Here is a 19,918-nt window from a genome sequence, read left to right as displayed (position 1 = left end):
TGCCTCACTTAAAGCAATTTTTGCTCCAAATGAGGCATTTTTTATATTCTTTTGCTAATAAAATACAAGCCTACACTGCATTACATATTTTCAGGAAGACCCTCGAAAACATAAGATTCAGTATGTTAGTCCTTTAAATAGCTATTAAGTCACTTGATAGTTATTATTTAAAAGCTTAATATTGAATACAATTTAATTTATAAATTATTTTTAATATCATCTAATGTTTTTCTATTTATTCTACGGCGATCTGAGTCAAAGAACCAGCCCCATTTATTAAAATATTTTATTGCAGATTTGATATGATATAAAAGTAATTTTCTATTCGCATAAGACTCTTTCCTAAATCCGTGAACTACTGATATGCTCGGATTACAAACAGTCCTCGCAATTTTATGAATCCTTCGATTTAAATCTATATCTTCTAAATACATAAAAAATCTCTCGTCAAATCCACCCACTTTCTTAACTATTTCGGTTCTCATAAACATAAAACAACCTGACAGATTTGGAATATCCACTATTTTATTATACTTATATTGTTTAAGTTCATAAACAGAATTGCGTTTTCTAATAAAAGATAATCTATTTAAAAACCTTCTACCGGATAAGTCCAACGGTGTTGGAAGAAGTTTGCAAAGACTCTGCAATGTACCATCAGCATAATAAACTTTGGGCATTACATTCCCCACATCAGGATTAATAACCATGAAATCGATCAGCGATTGGAGAACTTTAGAATCGAATGAGATATCAGGATTTAAAACTAAATGAAATGTAGAATTATAAAGAATTCCTTTTTTTATGCCTATATTGTGGGCTCGTCCAAAACCGATATTTTCTTCATTATGAAAATATTGAATTCTAATATCATCTCGAACGACATGCTTTCTGAGGTTATCTGTTTTCGAATTATCTATTAAAAACAAGATAAAATTCACATCTGATTGTAAAATGTTTTTTATTAGAGTATTTATCTCAGCTAGAGTATTCTCATAAAGCACTATACTAATGCTTAAATCTGGTTTAATAATATCCATCGAAACTATTTTGTATAACTAAAGAAATTCTCATTGACCCCTAGTTTTATCAAATTAAATTTTTCTTGCTTATCTCTAGAGTTCGTGTAATAAAACTGTATGTTTTGTCTGTCATATCAGTCCACGAATAGGTTATTGCTGTATGATAAGCAGCGTATGCGATTCTTGACCTGGTTTCTTGATCACTGACAAAATGTTGCAGTTTTATTTCTATGTCATCGACATTTTCCGGATCAAAATACATACCTCCGTTTTCTCCTAAAATTTCCGGCATTGGGCCATAAGAAGATGAAAGAATAGGCAACCCTGCAGACATTGCTTCGATAAGAATAACCGGTAAGTTTTCGCATGTAGAACCGAAAATAAATGAGTCTGCTTGTTTATATAAGTCAAATAATGCTGCATGTTGTATTTCACCATAATATTTGATACAGTCCTTGCTATTACTGTAATCTTCTAAAACTAGTTTTAATAGGTCTTCCCCTCCGGCTTCAGAAGGTCCTACCAAAATCAAATGAATCGGCATACCTTTTTTATGAAGACGACAAACAGCTTCAGCAATAGTCCACTGATGCTTATAAGGAGCTAATTTCGAAACATATAAAAGCCGAAAAGGATTATTATTAGAGTATCTGTCGATTGATTTTTGGGCTTTGGGAAATGAAATATATTGAGGATTAGATCCATGAGGAATGATAATATTATTTTCTGGAATTCTGCATGTGTTTAATATGACTTTTCTTGCATATTTCGTCAAGAATATTAAGCCATTTGCCTGTTTAAAGGTATGAGATTGTACTATTTTTAAAAATCGGAATTTAACTCTGAAACTACGTTCCTTATATCTTTCTAGTTCTTTTTTCTCAAAGGGAAGCATATTCTGGGAAATAGTTACAAAAGGCCTAAAGGATGATAAAAAAGCACCCCCCGGTACAAACAATATATCACATCCTAAATCTTTTGCCTGCCTCGCCAAAATAAATTTTTGGAAAAAAAAGGCATAAAAAAAAGATTTATTAAGTGTATTATGACTTCTTTTTTTTAGCCATGGTTGATTTGGAAGCTTTTTCAATGTATTCTCATTCGACCAGATTATAATCTCCTCAAACAAATGTTTTTGGGGATCAGAAGCACTTAAGAATTCGATCAAATGTATTAAGGCACCCCCATCCCTTATATTGCATGCATCTATCCCAATTATCATTTAAATATCTTATGGTTAATATTATTTTGTAACTTTAAAAACTATAAATATAGCTATTAAATATCCAATCGTAAAAGCAAATGAGCTTAAAAGGTCACCGCGAAGAATAAAAAATATCATGCCCAGCAATACATAATAGAATATTTTAAAGAAATTATGATTTATATTAACCGCATACCGCCAGTACATATTGTCTAGCTTCGCGTTAAATGCAGATAGAATAATAACGAACAATAAAATCCCTACATAACCGAAGTTAATATATCCCTCAGCAAAATAATTTGCAGAAATATTTGTCCAACTAAAATTAAGCTGTTCTCCTAATAATGCCCCACTTCCGATAGGTTTATTTAACCAAATGGAACGAGGTACCCAAAATAAAAATACACCCAACAGTTGTCGTCCCCATGTAATCATATCTTCAGAAACAATTAACGCGAAGTTTTGATAGCTGTCAAAATTCGCGGTGCTAAACATTGTATTATCGATTATCATCGTGCCGAGATTTAAATCGGAGAAATGCCTGAAGTTATTGAGAAAAGGAAAAACAATCAATAAGCCAAAAATCAAAGCGAAGGAAAACTTATTCTTGCGCCTCAAAAATGGGAATAACAATAATAATAAAGGTATATACATCGCTGCTGCTGCAAAACGAGGTATACCAAACGGAGAACAGGTTACCACCGCTAATATGAAAAGTATCAGAAGAACAAACATATTCTTTCTACCCGCCGATAGGAAATATAACAGTGCCATAAAAGATATAGGTCTGACAGTTTGATTTATAATTAAAAGTGAGGTAGAAGATTGTACATCCTCTGACTGTTCTTTTAATTCTCCCCCTCTTACCATCATACTTATAATATTAAAATTATTTAGATAAAATATGATAATAAAGGAGAATAGAGCTAATAAGATGAGAATCATATTTTGCCTGATATTTAAACCATCTGTAATATTCATTGAATTTACAAAACGTATATTTCCTACCGACAGTTTTAATTTCGAAAACTGATAATAAAAAAACTGGTAGGACAGTAATATTAGTATAATTAATATATTCATAAAGATCACTTCATTCTCGTCTAGGCTTCTAGCTCCAAAAAAAGAACTTTGTGAATTGAACTGCAGTACAGGAGCCAAGCCGAAAAAGAATAAGCAAAACAAATAAAACATTTTGTTAAGAGAGAAAGGACGCTGATCGTCTGTAAAAATTTTGATCAAAGAGAATACTTGGATAAAAATGCTTGTAAAATATATAGGATATGAAAACAATAGGCTTTCATTGTCATAAGATAAAATCAAACATATAATGGAAAAAATGACAATTAATAATGTATTCATAAAAGAGAATATCAGTGTTTTGATAAATAACAAATGACAAAATCCCTTGCCGGAACGTTAACCCGAAGACGATGTTCGTCTATCAAAACGATATTTCCTCTTGATGTCAATTGATTAACTTTATATGTCCCTAGCTTAACTTTTGAAAGTTCAACAGTGCTTGTGACTTCTTTATCAGACAGATTAGAAATTACACAAAGATATTCATAAACATTATTTCTATAACCACTTATTAAAAAATCTCTGTTTTGTAATGCTATAGCATTTTTTGAATAGTAGGGTAAAAACTCGGCATTTATATATCCAGGAAAACGTGTTAAGGTATTATATACCTCTTCCCAAACTACCCTTGCACTATATATAGGCCATGCTGTTATATCATGTTGCAAAAGTATAGCTGCCAAGTATCGTGTTGGTTCTGCAATTTTATAATACGCCTCATTAAACGAAGGAAGAAAAATACCTACCAGGCCAAATGGCTTTCCCGAAAACTCAGATTGAAAGGCTAAAAGATTAGTCGCCTTTAAATAATCGCTTTGCAATTGAATTGCATTGTGACGAAATTGCTCTCCGTCAATATATGCATCCCCAAATCCCAAAATAGGAGGAACTATCCGGCTGGACGAATGAATAAACACCAGTTTATCTTTTCCAGCTGACTTAACCATCTTATAAAATCGCTCCTGCAGTTTTCTTTCAGCCATAAATGGATAAAAGGGAGAATTGTCTGTTTTTCCTGAGAATGTCTTGACGGTTTTAGCAGCATTAATATTTTCAATCATTGCGTTATCTAAATAAAATCCATCTAGCTTACTCTTTTTTAATAGTTCGTTACTTTTCCAGACTATGAAATCTTGAAATAATTCATTAGTGAAATCAATTCTCTTAAATTCGCCTGTATAAGCTTTTACATCACTTCCCATGTCGGGGCGAGCAGAAATGTCCCAGTAAGTCTTAAATTGCGATGCCTCGTAGGATGCATCTGATAAATAAGTAAGACAATTATAAACAATAGCTTTTCGAGACCTGTTTTTTATGCTATCGATATGTTTATTAAATAATATCCAATTGTTAGGCTCGGGATAACCATAATGTTTAAGCTGATAAGGCTTTCCTGCGTCGGGCCAGATAGTATTTATTGTTGCAAAGGATGCTTCACTTAAGATCCAAGATCTTTTTTGCTGCGGAATTGGTTTGACAGGAGTTGCCTGTAATCCAAATTCGAAGGTCCAGGATGTAGCAGCTATTTGTCCCTCGTTCGCAAGCTTTAAAACAACTGACGACACATCAGCAGCTTCTGCACCGTTAAATTCTATCGCATTTTTATTGTTCCAATTAGGCCAGTTATTAGGAGATTCTGCAAACCAGAACAAACCTTTTTCACTATTTCCAATCCAAAAATAAGGTATATAAGAAATTTGTTCTTTTTGTGGGAACTTTCCACTGACCCACCATTGCTTGTTGTTTACTGATGCATAATTCCACCTGTGAATAAGCGTGGCTAAATTTTTCTTTAGAGGTATACGTAATACAATCGCTTCCTTGTTAAGTTCAGGTCCTGAAAGATCCACTTTATAAAATAATAATCCGTCATATGAAATTGCTACATTGATTTTACTTCTAATTACGTTACCGTTTTTAGTTTTTAAACTAGAGATAATTTCTAACTGCACCTCATTTTGAGCACGCTTAACAATCTTTTTAGAGATGGGCTGCCAATTACTTAAATTATTGCAAACTAGAGAAACAGGTTGCTGAAGAATTGCATCATTTAATACTGATACATTATTAAGCATTGATATATTATCGAATATATATAGTCGTCCCCAGCAATTAACCTGGAATCCGCCAGTGGTTTCAATTAGCGATAAAGGTACCCAAGGGTATGGTACTTTATTATCTACGCCTAATTTATTGCCTTTCCATGGTTGCGCAAACACAACAGGCATTAATATTAAACAAATCAGCACTAAAAAGATAGTAGTTAAGTATTTCATTTTAGATAATTTGCTGCCGAAGTTTTGGATTATTTTTAAAATATGCCAAGGCACTGGTATTCTCATGCACTACCAGCAATTCTTCACACCGTAATAAAATATCGTTCAACAAAAATTCTACAAGGTCTCTTCCTTCTGATATATAATTAAACCCTAATTCCTCTAACTTTTTTCGCTTCTCTCCTTTAATATGGGGGTGCGGCTTGGCAATCGATATATAGCCTAAATGTTTATCTAGTACTTTGCTAATGGCAGGATTTATGGTCCAGGAAGTCAAATATAAAAGTACTTTTCTGCCCCTCACTTTATCAAGTAAATTTATATTCATTGTATAAAGTATGTCCCTATCAACACAAGTGCTTAAATGTTCTACAAACGGCACTTTAAATGTTTTTCGTTTTTTTCTGAACTCAGGAACGCAAATTTTATGCCTTTCTACATTATAAACTATTATACCTTTTGTAAATTTATTACCACCTTGAAAATTCTTAAGCCCAATAAGTTTATACAGAAAAATAAAAGCGTAAACCTTAAGCCTTGTAAAGAGTGTAAAATTTTTAACCAAATTTCTGGTTGTAGTCATTTTTAAGTTATTTTCGTAAGTGCCTACCCCTTCTTCATACACATATATATCAACATTTTTTAATTTTCTTAAAACTTTAAGAACAGAGAGGCTATAATCACCATCTAAGTAAAGTGTTTGAATAATGTTTCTATTTTGAAATAACCAATCAAAAGCTTTTGAACTATTCGCAAAAAATAGAACTTCATCCCAATAATTAGATTTTTTCTGCACCTGTATAAAAAAAGTAGAAGCCTCTTTGAAGCCATCTATAATCAGTAATATCTTGCTATTTGAATCGTCGATATTGGTTGTATTAAAATATTGAAGAGGCTTGGACACAACAAAAACACTATTCATTATTATGAGTTTTTTTTGATTTAATAGCAAACCAAGGCATCGCATAGACCTTATTACTGTAATACCATACCGCCAGAAAGTTAAAAAAACTAACTATTACAGCAGAATAGGCAGCCCCAATAGCCCCAATATTATTAATAAGAAAATATGACAGTCCAAGCTGAAATATTCCACATAAAAAAGTAATTACTGGTAAAAATTTTGTTCTCCTCGCGAAAAAAATGTAATTACATACTAATAAATACATGCCTTGAAATACTTGCACTAACATTGCCCAAAATATAAATTCAGACGCCCCCTGATATTCGTTTGAAAAAAAAATGTTCAATAATACAATAGCGCCTAGTGCCAGGATAATTCCGCAAACAGTATAAACAATCATGATTCCATAACTCAACCGCACTATTTGTTTTTTGATCGACTTAAGCTTATCTTGATCTTCAGTACTCAGTTTTTTAAACAAAAATGGAATAAAAGCATTGTTAAAAGCAATTGTCACAAATCCAAGCAAAGTACCAAATTGGAAACCTGTAGAGTATAATCCATTTGAGGCTTCTCCTACATATTTTGTAATTAGAAATTTGTCTAAACCCGATCGCATCCATATACTTAATGTATGAGGTATCAAAGGAAGACCAAAATTTAAAGCGTCTTTTATATAAAATGAATTGTAGCTAAATTTGATATAGCCTCTTTTACTTAGCAAAAATATACTTACTATACCAAAAAAAACAAAAGCTATCACGTTTCCTAAAGCCCTCCCCTGCCAGCCCATCGATAACTCTATTATAAAATAGAGGGAAAGACCCAAATTTAAAACTGTCTGCAATATTTGATAAATACCAAATCTTAAGGCTTTTTCTTCTAACCGCCAAAGCGCCAGATTTATTAATGTAATAATCTGGAAAAAAGATAGGATGACCGTTAAAAGTTGAAAATCCAGGGGAATTTTTGTGTATTCAAAAATGAATTTATGAAACCAGAAGACTGTAAAAGAACATATAAAAAATGATGTTATAATTATTATTATTACTGATCCGGTATATTCAGAAATTTTTTCTGAGGGTAGTCTAAAATAATTGGCAGATATGGCTCCATCCAAATTAACTCCAATAAATATCAAAAATACTGAAGATAATATGAGGAAATTACTGACTATCCCAAACTCTGCAGGCGCTAAATATTTAGTTAAGACAGGCAATAATAAAAAAGGTACAGCTTTATTAATACCGTCTGTAACAATGTAAATTACGCTTGACTTAAATAAGCTATTTTTAAAATTTTTCTTAAATATCAACGATAAAATTACTGCTTTTGTGAAATATCTGCTAATTTTTCAATATCGTCAATTTTACCTGACGAAAAAAGATAGTCCATAAATTCAAAATCGAGTGGTGTATCAATATCAAAACAAATATGAGGCATTTTATATATTAATGATCTTGAAGTAGTTGCTTTTTTTAGGTTGTCGTTAAAAAAGGTCGCCCGGTAAATATAGAAAGAACCGTTAATTTCATAAACCGGTGGTGCTGCTTGTCGGGAAAAAAAATTACCCCTTTTACTAAGTTCTGCAAAGCAATTTTCGCCTGTCTCAACCAAATTAAAGTAAGGATTTTTATGCGCTTCACTCACTGAAAAAATATTATAAGCTGACGGGTTATTATTAAGTATTTTAAAAGCAGTTTCTAAATCACTCAATGTTCTCAATGGTGAAGTAACATCTAAATCAATAATATAATCATAATTTTTGCCTTGTACTTTTTCAAAATGCCTTAAAACATGGGTTATAGCGTCCGTTTTTCCCGCCGAATCCGTAGCCAGATACTCTGGCCGGACATAAGTTGTATCGATCAAGGAAAATTCACCTTGAACAACTGACTTAATATTTAAACTATCAGTAGATAATACAATATCAACAGTATATTTTTCGTTTAGGTGAATAGCCAATTTTAAAGCAAAGTCACAGGTATAAAAAATCAGTGGTCTACCATTTAGTTTTTTAATATTTTTATTTAGAACCCCTTTTGATCCTTCTCGAGCACAAATAGTTATTAAAAAGTTCATATAAAAATAATTTAACATTACTATAAGTTTGATTTATTTATTCTAACCAACTTTATAGCATAACCGGTTTTTCCAGAATAAAGTTCATAATAAGTAATATAAACATTTTGAGAATCTTGGGTCATTGACGGGTAACTATAATCGAAGCCTTCGGTTTCCTCCAAATTACCTAATACCTTCCAAGTTCGTCCCTTATCACGACTTAAAGCTATAGTAAAAGGATTACGATTTCCAACATGATTTCCAAAATTTTTATTTGTGTTATTCCAGACCATCAAAAGGGAGTTAGATCCTTCAATATTTAAAATTTTTTGTGGTGAGGATGGGGACTTTATATTCGAATATTCGTATTTCCAACTTTGCCCTCCGTTTTTAGTTCTTGCAAATAACACACGGCCTAAATTAAGCCTAAAATTCATTAACATTTCATTATTGCTAATCTTTACTATATCCGGTTCGAGAAGGGCTGTATCTTTTAAAGAAAACATAACAGATTTCTTCCAAGTCACTCCCAAGTCATCAGAGTAATAGTAAAAGCTAGACATATTATTTCCTATACTACTGTATAAATCTTTTGCATTATTGGGAATAGCTATTGGAACAAAAATTCTGCCATTATTATATAAAACTCGGTTATTATTTAATGTTTGATATCCTTGATTTATCCCATATACAATCTTTTCTTTTTGCCAGGTATTTCCGAAATCAAAGCTTTCTTTCATATAAATATCAATTCGCTCCATACTATATTTAACACCAAAAAAAAGTATTATATGTCCTTTGCCAATATTTATAAATGAGGGCCCTAATACATTAATATAATTACCATTAATGCTCAATGGTATAATTTGAGGAACAGACCAACTTTTGCCAGAATCAGAACTAGATGAAAGGACTATTGAAAAAGGAGTAAAATCAGTTATCTGCTTTTCTCTGTTACATGCAAATAGAAAAGTTCCATTTTCAAGAATTAAAAGATCACCATATGCATACTGATATCCCTGGAACCCAAATTTAAAAATGTAGGACTTTTCGTACGTTAAACTTTTTGTTGTAAGTATACTATCTATTTTAATATTTTGGGACTCTTCTTTAAGTTCAACAGAATCCGATGTCTTTTCTTGCGGATTGCTTATAACTTGATCTTTCTTTTTGCATCCACTGATTAAACATATCATGAAAAAAAAAGCAGGTATAAAGAGCCTACTTTGCGTTAGTTTTGACAAGTTCATAAATTCATTAATTATTTTATTTCTAACGAAATTAATGCATTTTAATGTGTTTTATATCTTCCTGGGCTTTTTTAAAATCATCGGGTTTTCCAATATCTAACCAATACCCGTTTATAGGATACGTTATCAGCTTCATATTCATGGTTAACGCCTTCTCCATTAAATCAGTGATATCAAAAGGAACTGCGTGAGGAATCATTTTTAAAAGTCTTTTCTTTAAAATATAAATCCCGGCATTTGAAAAATAAGTATATTTAGGCTTTTCACTTAACGACCTTACTCTCTGCACTTCATCTGTTTCCAATACTGCGTACGGAACATTTACAGAATAGGTAGTTGCAGCAACCGCCATATCTGCATCTTCATTTTTGAATGTTTTATAGAAATCTGCAAAATCAATATTAGTAAGCAGGTCGCTGTTCATCACAAGAATTTCATCATGCTGAAAACTATCCACTAATAAAACAGAACCAATGGTACCCAGCGGTTTATCTTCCTTTATATACTGAATATTGAGATTCTTGTTTTTTCCATCCTTGAAATAGTTTTCAATCTGCTCTCCCAAATAGTTGATACTCATATAAATATTCTTAACACCGACCTGACCCAACCTATCTACGTTGTATTCGATGATCGGCTTATCACCAACTTTCAATAAAGGTTTTGGAGTGTTTTCCGTAAGAGGACGCAGCCTCTTACCTTCTCCACCAGCCATTAATACTGCGTCAATCGGAAGTAAAGTGCTCCTGATTTTAAAATTAAGAATATCCACTACTTCCATATTCCGATTTACAATCGGAATAATTTTAAAATTGTTCTTTCTGTATTCTTCCAGTAAATCCTGATCAAATTCGTTGTTTAAGATGTATTTCGGATCAGGCTGGATAAACCGGCTCAAAGGATCCTCAAAACCTAACCCCCTGATAAACCCTCTTCTTAAATCTCCATCCGTAAGCGATCCTTTCAATACATTGTTATCATCTACTATAATCAGAATCGCATCAGAGGCCAAGGCATCCAATTGTTTCAATGCCTCTCTTACACTGGAGCTCTGATTGAATAGATGTTTGCTTTCTAGCTTCATTTTATATCATAAAATTTTTTAGTAATAAGCTCTTGGGGGTTTATCCCTCTTAAAATGTTCATGATTTTTTTTGTAGTATTTCCTGTTCCGTAAGGGTTTTCAATTTCAGCAAGTCTGTTTTTAAAGTCTACGTTTTGTGTCATTAAAATTGCACCAGCAATTTCATCTTCATTAACTTTGGTATTAAGCACGCTTTCTGCCTGGATTCTTCCTTTTTGCCTTTCTCCGATGTTAATAGTAGCCGTATGTAAAGACGGGGCTTCCAAAATACCGCTGGAGCTGTTCCCTATAATTGCGTCACAAACTTTTAGCACAGATAAAAATCTCAATGTTCCCAGCGATGTAAAAGCAACTGCATTTTCCGGATGTTCGGCTACAAAATCATCTATCATTTGATTAATGATTCTTCCTTTTGTATCCGCATTGGATTTTGTAAAAATAAAGAGGCTGTCTTTTTGCCTTTTAATTGCATTCAGTAAAATTCCAAACTGCGTATCCGAGGATTCGCTATCCAAAGTTGCAGGGTGAAAAGTTACCTGGTAATTATACCTTTTAAATGAAAAATCCAGTTCTTTTTCCAGTTCTTCTTTTGAGAGCAATTGAAGTTTTTTAATATTGTCAATGCCAATTGCACCCACATTGAACACATATTCCGGACGCTCTCCTAACTGTATAATCCTCCCCCTGTATTCTTCGGTAGAAGCAAAATGCAAATGACTCATCTTGGTGATCGAATGGCGTATCGCATCATCATAAGCACCTTCCGTAACTTCTCCACCATGTAGGTGAATAATCGGAATTTTTAGAATTAAAGCAGCCGTAGCAACAGACAACATCTCGTAACGGTCTCCTAGAATAATCAAAAAATCCGGGTTCAATTCCTCCAAAGCATCCGCATAACCGATCATTCCCAAGCCCATTGATTTAATAACGGAAGTAGGAGTATCTGCTGATAAAAGCATTTCAACTTTTTTATCGATACAAAATCCGTCTTTTTCAATCTGTGTATAGGTTAGACCAAACTCAGGAGAAAAATGAGCTCCTGTGCCAAGAATCTGCAAATTCCAGCCTGGTTCATCCTTTATAGATTCCATTAAAGGTTTCAGCAAGCCGTATTCCGCTCTTGTACCTGTGGCTGCACAAATTTTCATTTGAGTTGTATTAATTCATCTTCCTGATAGTCTCTATTAGCGGTTTGTCCAATTACATCGTCCCATTGCATAGGAGAAATGCCGGTTCCAGGTCTTTTGACAGTAATATTCTTTTCAGAAAACACCTCGCCCTTTCTGATACTTCTGCTAGCAACAATGCTTTTTCTTGCAATAGTGATATTCTTAATTTCTGAAGGAGAAGGCTCTTTAATTCCGGTTCCGGAAATTGCCTTTTCAATATTTTTGATAGATTGAACCATCGCTTTCAATTCCAAAGGTTCAAGAGAGGCCTTATGATCGGGCCCCTCCATATTTTTATCAAGCGTAAAGTGCTTTTCTATCACCACAGCACCTAATGCCACTGCGGCAACAGGGACTTCAATTCCCAAGGTATGATCAGAGTAGCCAACAGCAGTACCTATTTCCTCCTTAATGGTCAGCATTGCTTTTAGATTTACATCTTCAAACGGAGTAGGATATTCCGTATTACAGTGTAAAATAGTGATATTTTCCCTTTTTACTCCTTCCTCGTACAGAACGTTTACTGCTTCTTTAATTTCACTCATGGTGCACATTCCCGTGGAAATAATCACCTTCGGGAACAACTTGGCAGCCAGCCTTAAATAAGGCAAATTAGTAACCTCACCAGATGGAATTTTCACGAGATCCAATCCTGTTTCTTTAAGGTAGTGCAAAGATTCCAAGTCGAAAGCAGTAGAAAAAAACTTAATTCTTTTCTGCTTACAATAATCTATCAATTGCTCATGCTCTTCATGCGATAATTCCAGTTTTTTAAGCATCTGCAATTGTGTCTCATTTGAATTTTTAGTATTTTCAATTTGATAATCAGCTTTTTCTGCAGATTTAGCAACAAGATTTTCAGATATAAAAGTCTGAAATTTTACATAATCTACTCCAGCTTCTACCGCAGCATCAATGAGCCGGAAGGCATTTTCTATGTTTCCGTTATGATTGACCCCAGCTTCTGCTATAATTAAAACCCGATTCATCATTTAATTTTTTTCGCAGGATTTCCTACATAAACTCCTTCCTCTTTAATATTTCGAATAATAACAGTTCCTGCTCCAATAACCAAATTATTAGTGATATAAACACCATTGGCTATACAAGTATTACTGCCTATAAAATTATTACTCCCGATCACACAGTCTCCATTGATAAGAACACCGGTTGAAATATGATTATGATCCCCTATATGAACATCGTGCTCTAAAATCGCCCCTGTATTTATGATGTTATTAGCTCCAATCTTTACTCCTGTATTTACAAAAGTTCTGTGCATTATAATGCTTCCTTCCTCTACAACCGCAGTTGATGAAACATAGGCTGTAGAAGCAATCAGGGTTTCAATATTAGCATTAATTGATTTTAATCTGTCAAAAATTTTTCTGCGTATAGCAGAAGTTTTAATCTGTCCTACTGTAATAAAAAACGAGCAACCCTGATCATGAAATTTCAAATAATCATTATCATTTCCAACTACTTTCACTCCCGAAACACTCTTCCCTAATTCAGAAGGCTTATCCAGAATCCCAACAATATTGTAAGCACTATTGCTATTAATCACCTCAATACAGGATCTGCAATGTCCGCCACCGCCAACTAAAATAATATTTCTTTTATTGCAGGTCATCTTTTAGATTTATCAAGGCCTATAGCTACTCGGAATATTCACTACCCTTTTTTGAAGCCATTGGCTGTTTTTCAATCCATCATTCTGACAATGTTCGAACATAGGTAAACCTGACATTAAATCCCATATGGGCCGGGTCATCACTTTACGTTCATTAGTGGCCTGCAAAAAAGCATCGCGTTCTTTTTTGTCTTTTAAAATTAAAGCATTTAACCAATAATTAGCTTTAGCGCTTTCCGGCTCTACAGCAAAATAGAAAGGAGTTTCGGAAAAAAATACCTGATATAAATTTGCCAATTCTCTTTTGTTCTTCAAAATTTTGTCTAACTGTTCTAACTGTGCACAAGCTAAAGCAGCATTCAGATTTGGCATTCTGTAATTATAACCAATAGAATCATGTTTAAATTCCCAAGGATGAGGAACTTTAGCCTGAGTAGTCAAATGTTTAGCCCTTTTTGCTAATGCTTCATCATTCGTAATTAAAGCCCCACCTCCGCCACAGGTAATAGTTTTATTACCGTTGAAACTGAAAACTCCTACAAACCCGAATGTTCCGGTATGCTGTCCCCTGTAAAAGCTGCCTAAAGATTCTGCAGCATCTTCTATCAATATAATATTCCATTCTTTACAAATTTCCGCTATTTGGTCAACTTTACAAGGAAAACCAAAAGTATGCATTGGAACACAAGCGCTTATCCGTTTTCCGGTAATTTTATTATAAGCAAAACCGTCAGCTTTCTTTTCAACATTGTGCTGCAAAAAAAATTGTAAAGCATCTGGTGACATACCCATTGTATCTTTATCAACATCAATAAAAACGGGCTTTGCTCCAATGTATGAAATCGCATTCGCGGTAGCGATAAAAGTAAGAGCTTGAGTAAGAACCTCATCTTTTCTTTCAACGCCATTAATTAACATTGCTATATGTAAAGCATTAGTTCCATTTACACAGGCAATTGCATATTTCGCCCCAGTATATTCTGTCAATTTTTGTTCAAATAAATCTACAAAAGCCCCTACAGATGATACATAAGTTGAATCTATTGTCTCTTCCAGGTATTTTTTTTCGTTCCCCCCGAAATGGGGAGCGTGTAGCGGAATAAACTCGTCAGACTTAAAAGTTTTTTTTATAAATTGGATGGTAGCATTAAAAGCGCTCATTACTACATTTTTGCGTCTAAATATTTTCCTGTTTCTTTATGATCGAAGTTGGGAATCATTTGATTGAATAAATCCACTATTTCAGATTTTTCCCATGTTCCTCTTTCCCGCATTGCATTGATTGACATTTCAAATAACTGCAATTTATCTTCTTCGAAATCAAGTCCATTTTTGATAACTCCCATATTCTGGAACCTGTTCATATCCAACGTTTCATTTTCTGTGAAAAACTCTTCAAAATCTTTTTCTCCGGTTGTATCACTTACAGTAAACAGACATGGCCATTTTTTTTGATCAATCAACCTGTCAGCCTCAGATCTGACTTCATCTTCTGAAAAACATATATAAGGTTCGTAACCTAACGCTTTCAAATATCTTTCTGCAATTTCCGCAAAGGTTATCAAATGCAACTGCTCACTTAACTTGGGAAAGAAAATATCCCTGTTTTCACCAAAAATGCAAGACATCAGACATAATTCGCCGGATTCCTTAGGAGTTACAAAATATCTTTTGATATCATTAGGAGCAACTATTGGCTGACGCTTTTCTAATCGTTTATTAAAGCCATGCAACAAAGAACCATCTGAAAAAGCCACATTGGCGAACCTAGCTGTAGAAATATTTATTTGCTGGCTTTTTTTCATCAAAAACATTTCCATGATCCTTTTAGAAGCGCCCATCATGTTAACAGGGTTAGCTGCTTTGTCTGTAGAAACACAGAAATATTTTTTTACACCTTTAACAACAGATTGTTGTAATGTTTTATCAGTATTCAATATATTCACATTAATCATCCGCATTAATGTATAGGAGTCTTTCTCACTCCTTACGTGCTTCAATGCTGAAAGATTTAAAACATAATCATATTTTCCATCGGCTTTGATAAAGGCATCATACTCCAGCGAACCAATGTCTAAAGCAAATGTTCTGAAATCTCCATCAATATAACCATAAGAACTTCGCAAATCCCTTACCAATTCTACCAGATTATTCTCACTGATGTCTACAACATGTAATTTTTTAGGATTTCGCTTAAAAATCTCTTTTGTTGTTGCTTGTCCTATAGAGCCGGCTCCTCCGACTACTAAAAAAGAAGAACTTGAAATAATTTGCTTTAATTGAGTTTCGCACTCACTTATGTCATTACAAAATAATGGCTGTTTTCGTCCTATCAGCTTAAGTATATTCATTTAATCAAAAAAATTTAAAGGCAACATTTTTTTAATTTCTAGCGCAAATTTTAAGCGAGTTCTTCATTAAAGAATTAAACTATTAAATGAAAATCTTATTCTTTACTTAACGCTAAACGTACTTTTCGACTAATACTCAAAAATAATATAATTAATAAACTGCCGATAGCACCGCCAACAATTAACCCGAAAAGCTTTCCAACACGTTGTTTATCTAAGGGCAATACTGGCGCATCCACGATTTGTATTAAAGGTGTTTCTTTTAAAAGAGAAATTTTGCTTAACTCTAAATTCTGTACCAATGTAGAAAGTATTTCCTGATTCACCTCGGCCTTTGCTGTAGCTGATTGAATCGGGGCTAATCTCTGTGTCATCCGGGTGGGATTTTGATTGGGCGTGGCATCAGCAATAGATGAAGCAGTATAAATTGCGCCAGTCATAATTCTGTTTACAGAATCTACTTTCTGCTGTAAAATGGAAACATTTTCCTGGGATTTTTTTGTCTTGGTTGTAAGATAAAATTTATTTACATTTTGAACGAGGCTCTCGTTAAAAAACTTAGCAAAAAGCTCATCCGGAGAATCTACGGTTACAGTTATTATATTTAATTTTTTATCGCGTTTCTCTACGCGAAGATAGTTCTTGTTGATATCTTTTACAATCCGGGTCATAATACTATCATGCAATAACTGTAGTTCGCTATCGGGATAAATATTTTCTGCACGAAACCTTATCTTTTTTCGAAAAAACTTTCTTTCCCATCTTTCTCTTAACTTATTAAAGTCGATATAACGGTCTACTAATAATTGTTGTTCCCCGTTAAAATTATAAGGAGCTAAAAGCGCATTACTTATCATGGTTCGGGAGCGATAAAGTTCCAAAATGTTCTCTCCCTGAAAAAGACCATCACCTGTGTTTCCCAAATCAATTCCAAAGGTAGCAGCAACGTTTGCGTAAGCAGCTAAAGAATTACGATTATTTGTTTCTAATACAAAACTCGTTTTAGCTTTATAAGTGGGTTTCTTACTATATGCATAAACAAAGCCCAATGCTGCACCTAAAATACCAAAAACAGAAATCAAATAAATTTTCGATAGCAAATATCGCATCCAGTCCCGCGTTTCAAGTATCAGCTCTTCAAACGATGATCCCTCAAATGAAGTTTCCATTTGAAAATTTTTATTATGGTAGTCTTTTTCCTGCATGTTATTGTCCATTACCACTATTATTTAATATGGCAAATATGATGGCCGCAATTGATGCGGCGGCCGTGCCAATACCGAACCAGCCCTGAGCCGACATTCCTTCTTTCTTTACCTTTTGAGGAACAGATATTTCCGATCCCGGTGTAACAGCAGGATAATTATTAAAAAACAAAACCTTTGTAGTTCCCATTACCGAACCATTGGCATTGCTGATAAAGGAACCCCGTTTATAAGCACTTCTTGTAAACCCGCCAGCGCTGTTGATATAATATTTAAAGGGTTTGCCGGGCTTATACACCACAGAAATGGGGCGCAGCACTTCTCCGGTTACTTTTACGGTTTGCAGCAGAGTAGGGACCCGGATAATATCCCCTACCTCAACAATAAGGTCGTAGCGCGACTGCGGAGCTTCCATAATTTTATCGAGCTCTATACCAACAAGGTCGGAAGCAACGTTAGAGAGGTAAAGATTTGCCTTTGTAGTCGAATCGTCTGCTCCCGTTTGTTTGAGGCGCTCCAGGTTCAGGATCCTGATCCTTTCTTCCTCCGCATCATTTGTTATAGAAGCAGGGCGCTTTAAAGAAGCTCCTTTCGCATACGCAAAAGCAGTCAATCCTCCTGCCCTTTTAATAATATCGGAAATACGTTCATTTTTTGACTGTATGGTATAAATGCCTGGGCGCAATACCTCCCCTAAAACCTGCACCTGCTGCTGCCCGGTATAGCCTTCGATGGGCCTTATTGATACAATATCAAAAGGCTTTAAATTAAACCCGATATCACTTACACGAAGACTGTCATCTACATTTACGTTAAAGACTTCAGCCACTGCTGCGTTCTTTTGAGTAAGATCGGTTCCTTTTATCCGGCGCGACACTTCTATGTTCATAGGGCTTCCACCCGGTTTAAAACCACCTGCCATTTGTATTACATCAGCCACGGTCATATTATCCATATAACCGAAAGTTCCGGGTGTTCTTACTTCACCGTTTATAGTTACTGTTTGTTCATCTCTCAGATCAAAAATGGACGTAACCTGCACCATATCATCTTTTTGCAGAGCGATATCAGAAGCACCCCCTTTTAATACCTGCGCCACATCAAAAGGAATAATGGAGCTGGTATTATCCGGGTTTAAACGGACAATATACCCTCTGTTCATGAATACATCGGGGCTTAGCCCATCCGCCTGTTGTATAAGTTGTGTAAGCTTAAGTCCGGGCGTATACTCAAATGTGCCGGGGCGAGTAACCGCACCATTTATTTGTACTTTGTTCTCAAACCGTTCAAATATCGGGTCTACAAAAACCTTATCCCCATTTTTGGGCATATAGTCCGGGAACTCTACCAGGGGCTTCACGATAATCTTTTGTGCATTGGCTGTATTCTGGACAATCTTCACTCTTGCTTTATATGCCATATCTGAGAAGCCGCCTGCATAACGTAACACATCCACAAGCGACTCGCCAGACCGGATTTCATAAATCGCAGATCTTTTTACCTCACCTAAAACATCCACCCTGATCTGATAAACCGGGATATGAATCACATCCTGATCTTCAAGCCTCACATTACCGGTTTGGATACCGTTGATTAAAAAATCATACAGATCAACCGTTGCAATTACATTATTTCCACGAATCACCTGTATATTCCTGAAAGAACCATTTTGATTAGGCCCTCCTGATGCATACAACGCATTAAATACGCTGGCTACAGAAGGAAGTGTATAAGTTCCAGGCTTCGTTACCTCTCCGTTTATAACCACTTTAATACTCCTTATATTCCCTACATTTAAAGCGATCTGGCTGCGGCCGCTTCTCAGAGCCGGATAAGTGGCCGACATGGTGGACTGCAATTTACGCTTGGCTTGCTCAATGGTTAGCCCTCCAACTGCAACACGCCCAACATATTCAAGACTGATAAAACCTTCGGGAGATACAGGCAACTTATAATGGGCTTCATTATCACCGGTAAGATCCAGCAACAGCACATCATCCGGGCCAATCGTATAGTTGGCCGGAGTTGCCATTCGCAAATTGGGCTCGAAAGATTCAAAGCCGGTGCTGAATAACTGAGATCCGAATATCCTGGATGGAGGAGGAGCGGTGGTCTGTGCTGTTTTACCTTTTTCAGCATCTTCTTCCTCCTGCCGCTCGCCTTCTTCATTTTCTGCACCAGTGTCCTTTTGCGCTTTCAGTTTGGCCGCCCTGTCTTTAAATTTCTGAATTTCCATAGCGTCCATGCCCCTTGCCTTTGCGGCAGCTTCCAGTTGGCTTTCGGTCATTCCGGATTCGCCCATGCGCTGCATCATTTGCCTCACCTGGGCATCAGACATATTATCTACCTTTATGTTGCTTACATCACTTGTAACTGGGGATTGGGTGCCTTCTTTTTGTTTGGGTGCTGTAGGCGGTTCATTCTGAGCATTCACTCCTCCTACAAATATTAATAAACAGTAAATCACCCCAACTGCAAATTTCGAGATATTCTTCAAATTCATATTTATCATAAGATTAAGGACGGCTTGTGATACACAAATAGTGTGCAAATTTAGGGAGTAAGCCGGTTAATCTGCATTTTTTTGTTGAAGAAGTTGATTGGATGACACCGGTTACTGGTTGTACTAAAATGTTAACACATCCGGAGGGTCAGACGCTGGAGCATAAA

16 protein-coding genes are annotated in these 19,918 nt (G+C 34.9%); all 16 read right to left on the bottom strand.

The window, feature by feature from the left end; all coding sequences use genetic code 11:
* Positions 1-197 precede the first annotated feature (197 nt).
* Positions 198-1,040 carry a glycosyltransferase family 2 protein gene (locus tag ACYVBM_RS09435; RefSeq protein ID WP_460685401.1) on the bottom strand — a complete coding sequence of 281 codons (843 nt, stop codon included), beginning with the start codon at positions 1,038-1,040 and terminating at the stop codon, positions 198-200.
* 49 nt (positions 1,041-1,089) lie between these two features.
* A complete protein-coding gene (locus tag ACYVBM_RS09430; protein ID WP_460685400.1) occupies positions 1,090-2,244 on the bottom strand; it encodes a glycosyltransferase in 1,155 nt (384 codons plus the stop codon).
* Positions 2,245-2,265: 21 nt separating this feature from the next.
* Entirely contained in the window at positions 2,266-3,099 is an 834-nt protein-coding gene (locus tag ACYVBM_RS09425) for an O-antigen polymerase (protein ID WP_460685399.1), read from the bottom strand.
* A 500-nt stretch (positions 3,100-3,599) separates the two neighbouring features.
* Positions 3,600-5,585, bottom strand: a complete 1,986-nt coding sequence (locus tag ACYVBM_RS09420; protein WP_460685398.1) for a hypothetical protein — start codon at positions 5,583-5,585, stop codon at positions 3,600-3,602.
* A 1-nt stretch (position 5,586) separates the two neighbouring features.
* Positions 5,587-6,507, bottom strand: coding sequence for a hypothetical protein (locus ACYVBM_RS09415; RefSeq protein WP_460685397.1), 921 nt, complete (start codon positions 6,505-6,507; stop codon positions 5,587-5,589).
* Entirely contained in the window at positions 6,500-7,804 is a 1,305-nt protein-coding gene (locus ACYVBM_RS09410; protein ID WP_460685396.1) for a lipopolysaccharide biosynthesis protein, read from the bottom strand. The genes ACYVBM_RS09415 and ACYVBM_RS09410 overlap by 8 nt, the downstream gene beginning before the upstream one ends.
* Positions 7,805-7,812: 8 nt before the next feature.
* Positions 7,813-8,571, bottom strand: coding sequence for an acylneuraminate cytidylyltransferase family protein (locus tag ACYVBM_RS09405; protein ID WP_460685395.1), 759 nt, complete (start codon positions 8,569-8,571; stop codon positions 7,813-7,815).
* 20 nt (positions 8,572-8,591) lie between these two features.
* Positions 8,592-9,803, bottom strand: a complete 1,212-nt coding sequence (locus ACYVBM_RS09400; RefSeq protein WP_460685394.1) for a sialidase family protein — start codon at positions 9,801-9,803, stop codon at positions 8,592-8,594.
* Between the two features lie 31 nt (positions 9,804-9,834).
* The gene (locus ACYVBM_RS09395; protein WP_460685393.1) at positions 9,835-10,887 is read right to left on the bottom strand and encodes a nucleotidyltransferase family protein; all 1,053 of its coding nucleotides are present in this window, start codon (positions 10,885-10,887) and stop codon (positions 9,835-9,837) included.
* Positions 10,884-11,981 carry a UDP-N-acetylglucosamine 2-epimerase gene (gene neuC / locus ACYVBM_RS09390; protein ID WP_460685392.1) on the bottom strand — a complete coding sequence of 366 codons (1,098 nt, stop codon included), beginning with the start codon at positions 11,979-11,981 and terminating at the stop codon, positions 10,884-10,886. Before neuC ends, ACYVBM_RS09395 begins: the two co-directional genes overlap by 4 nt.
* A gap of 53 nt (positions 11,982-12,034) precedes the next feature.
* Entirely contained in the window at positions 12,035-13,051 is a 1,017-nt protein-coding gene (gene neuB, locus ACYVBM_RS09385; RefSeq protein ID WP_460685391.1) for an N-acetylneuraminate synthase, read from the bottom strand.
* Complete coding sequence (locus ACYVBM_RS09380; RefSeq protein WP_460685390.1) at positions 13,048-13,692, bottom strand: acetyltransferase; 645 nt, start codon at positions 13,690-13,692, stop codon at positions 13,048-13,050. Before ACYVBM_RS09380 ends, neuB begins: the two co-directional genes overlap by 4 nt.
* 12 nt (positions 13,693-13,704) lie before the next feature.
* Positions 13,705-14,853 carry a LegC family aminotransferase gene (locus ACYVBM_RS09375; protein WP_460685389.1) on the bottom strand — a complete coding sequence of 383 codons (1,149 nt, stop codon included), beginning with the start codon at positions 14,851-14,853 and terminating at the stop codon, positions 13,705-13,707.
* A gap of 2 nt (positions 14,854-14,855) precedes the next feature.
* The gene (locus ACYVBM_RS09370; protein ID WP_460685388.1) at positions 14,856-16,043 is read right to left on the bottom strand and encodes a UDP-N-acetylglucosamine 4,6-dehydratase; all 1,188 of its coding nucleotides are present in this window, start codon (positions 16,041-16,043) and stop codon (positions 14,856-14,858) included.
* Between the two features lie 95 nt (positions 16,044-16,138).
* On the bottom strand, positions 16,139-17,260 hold the full coding sequence (locus ACYVBM_RS09365) for a GumC domain-containing protein (protein WP_460685387.1): 1,122 nt from the start codon (positions 17,258-17,260) through the stop codon (positions 16,139-16,141).
* Positions 17,250-19,751 (bottom strand): SLBB domain-containing protein, encoded by a 2,502-nt coding sequence (locus ACYVBM_RS09360; RefSeq protein WP_460685386.1) that lies wholly within the window; start codon positions 19,749-19,751, stop codon positions 17,250-17,252. Before ACYVBM_RS09360 ends, ACYVBM_RS09365 begins: the two co-directional genes overlap by 11 nt.
* Positions 19,752-19,918: the final 167 nt, after the last annotated feature.

This window comes from Niabella aquatica (genome assembly GCF_054779315.1).
This window is presented reverse-complemented; position numbering and strand designations above follow the sequence as displayed.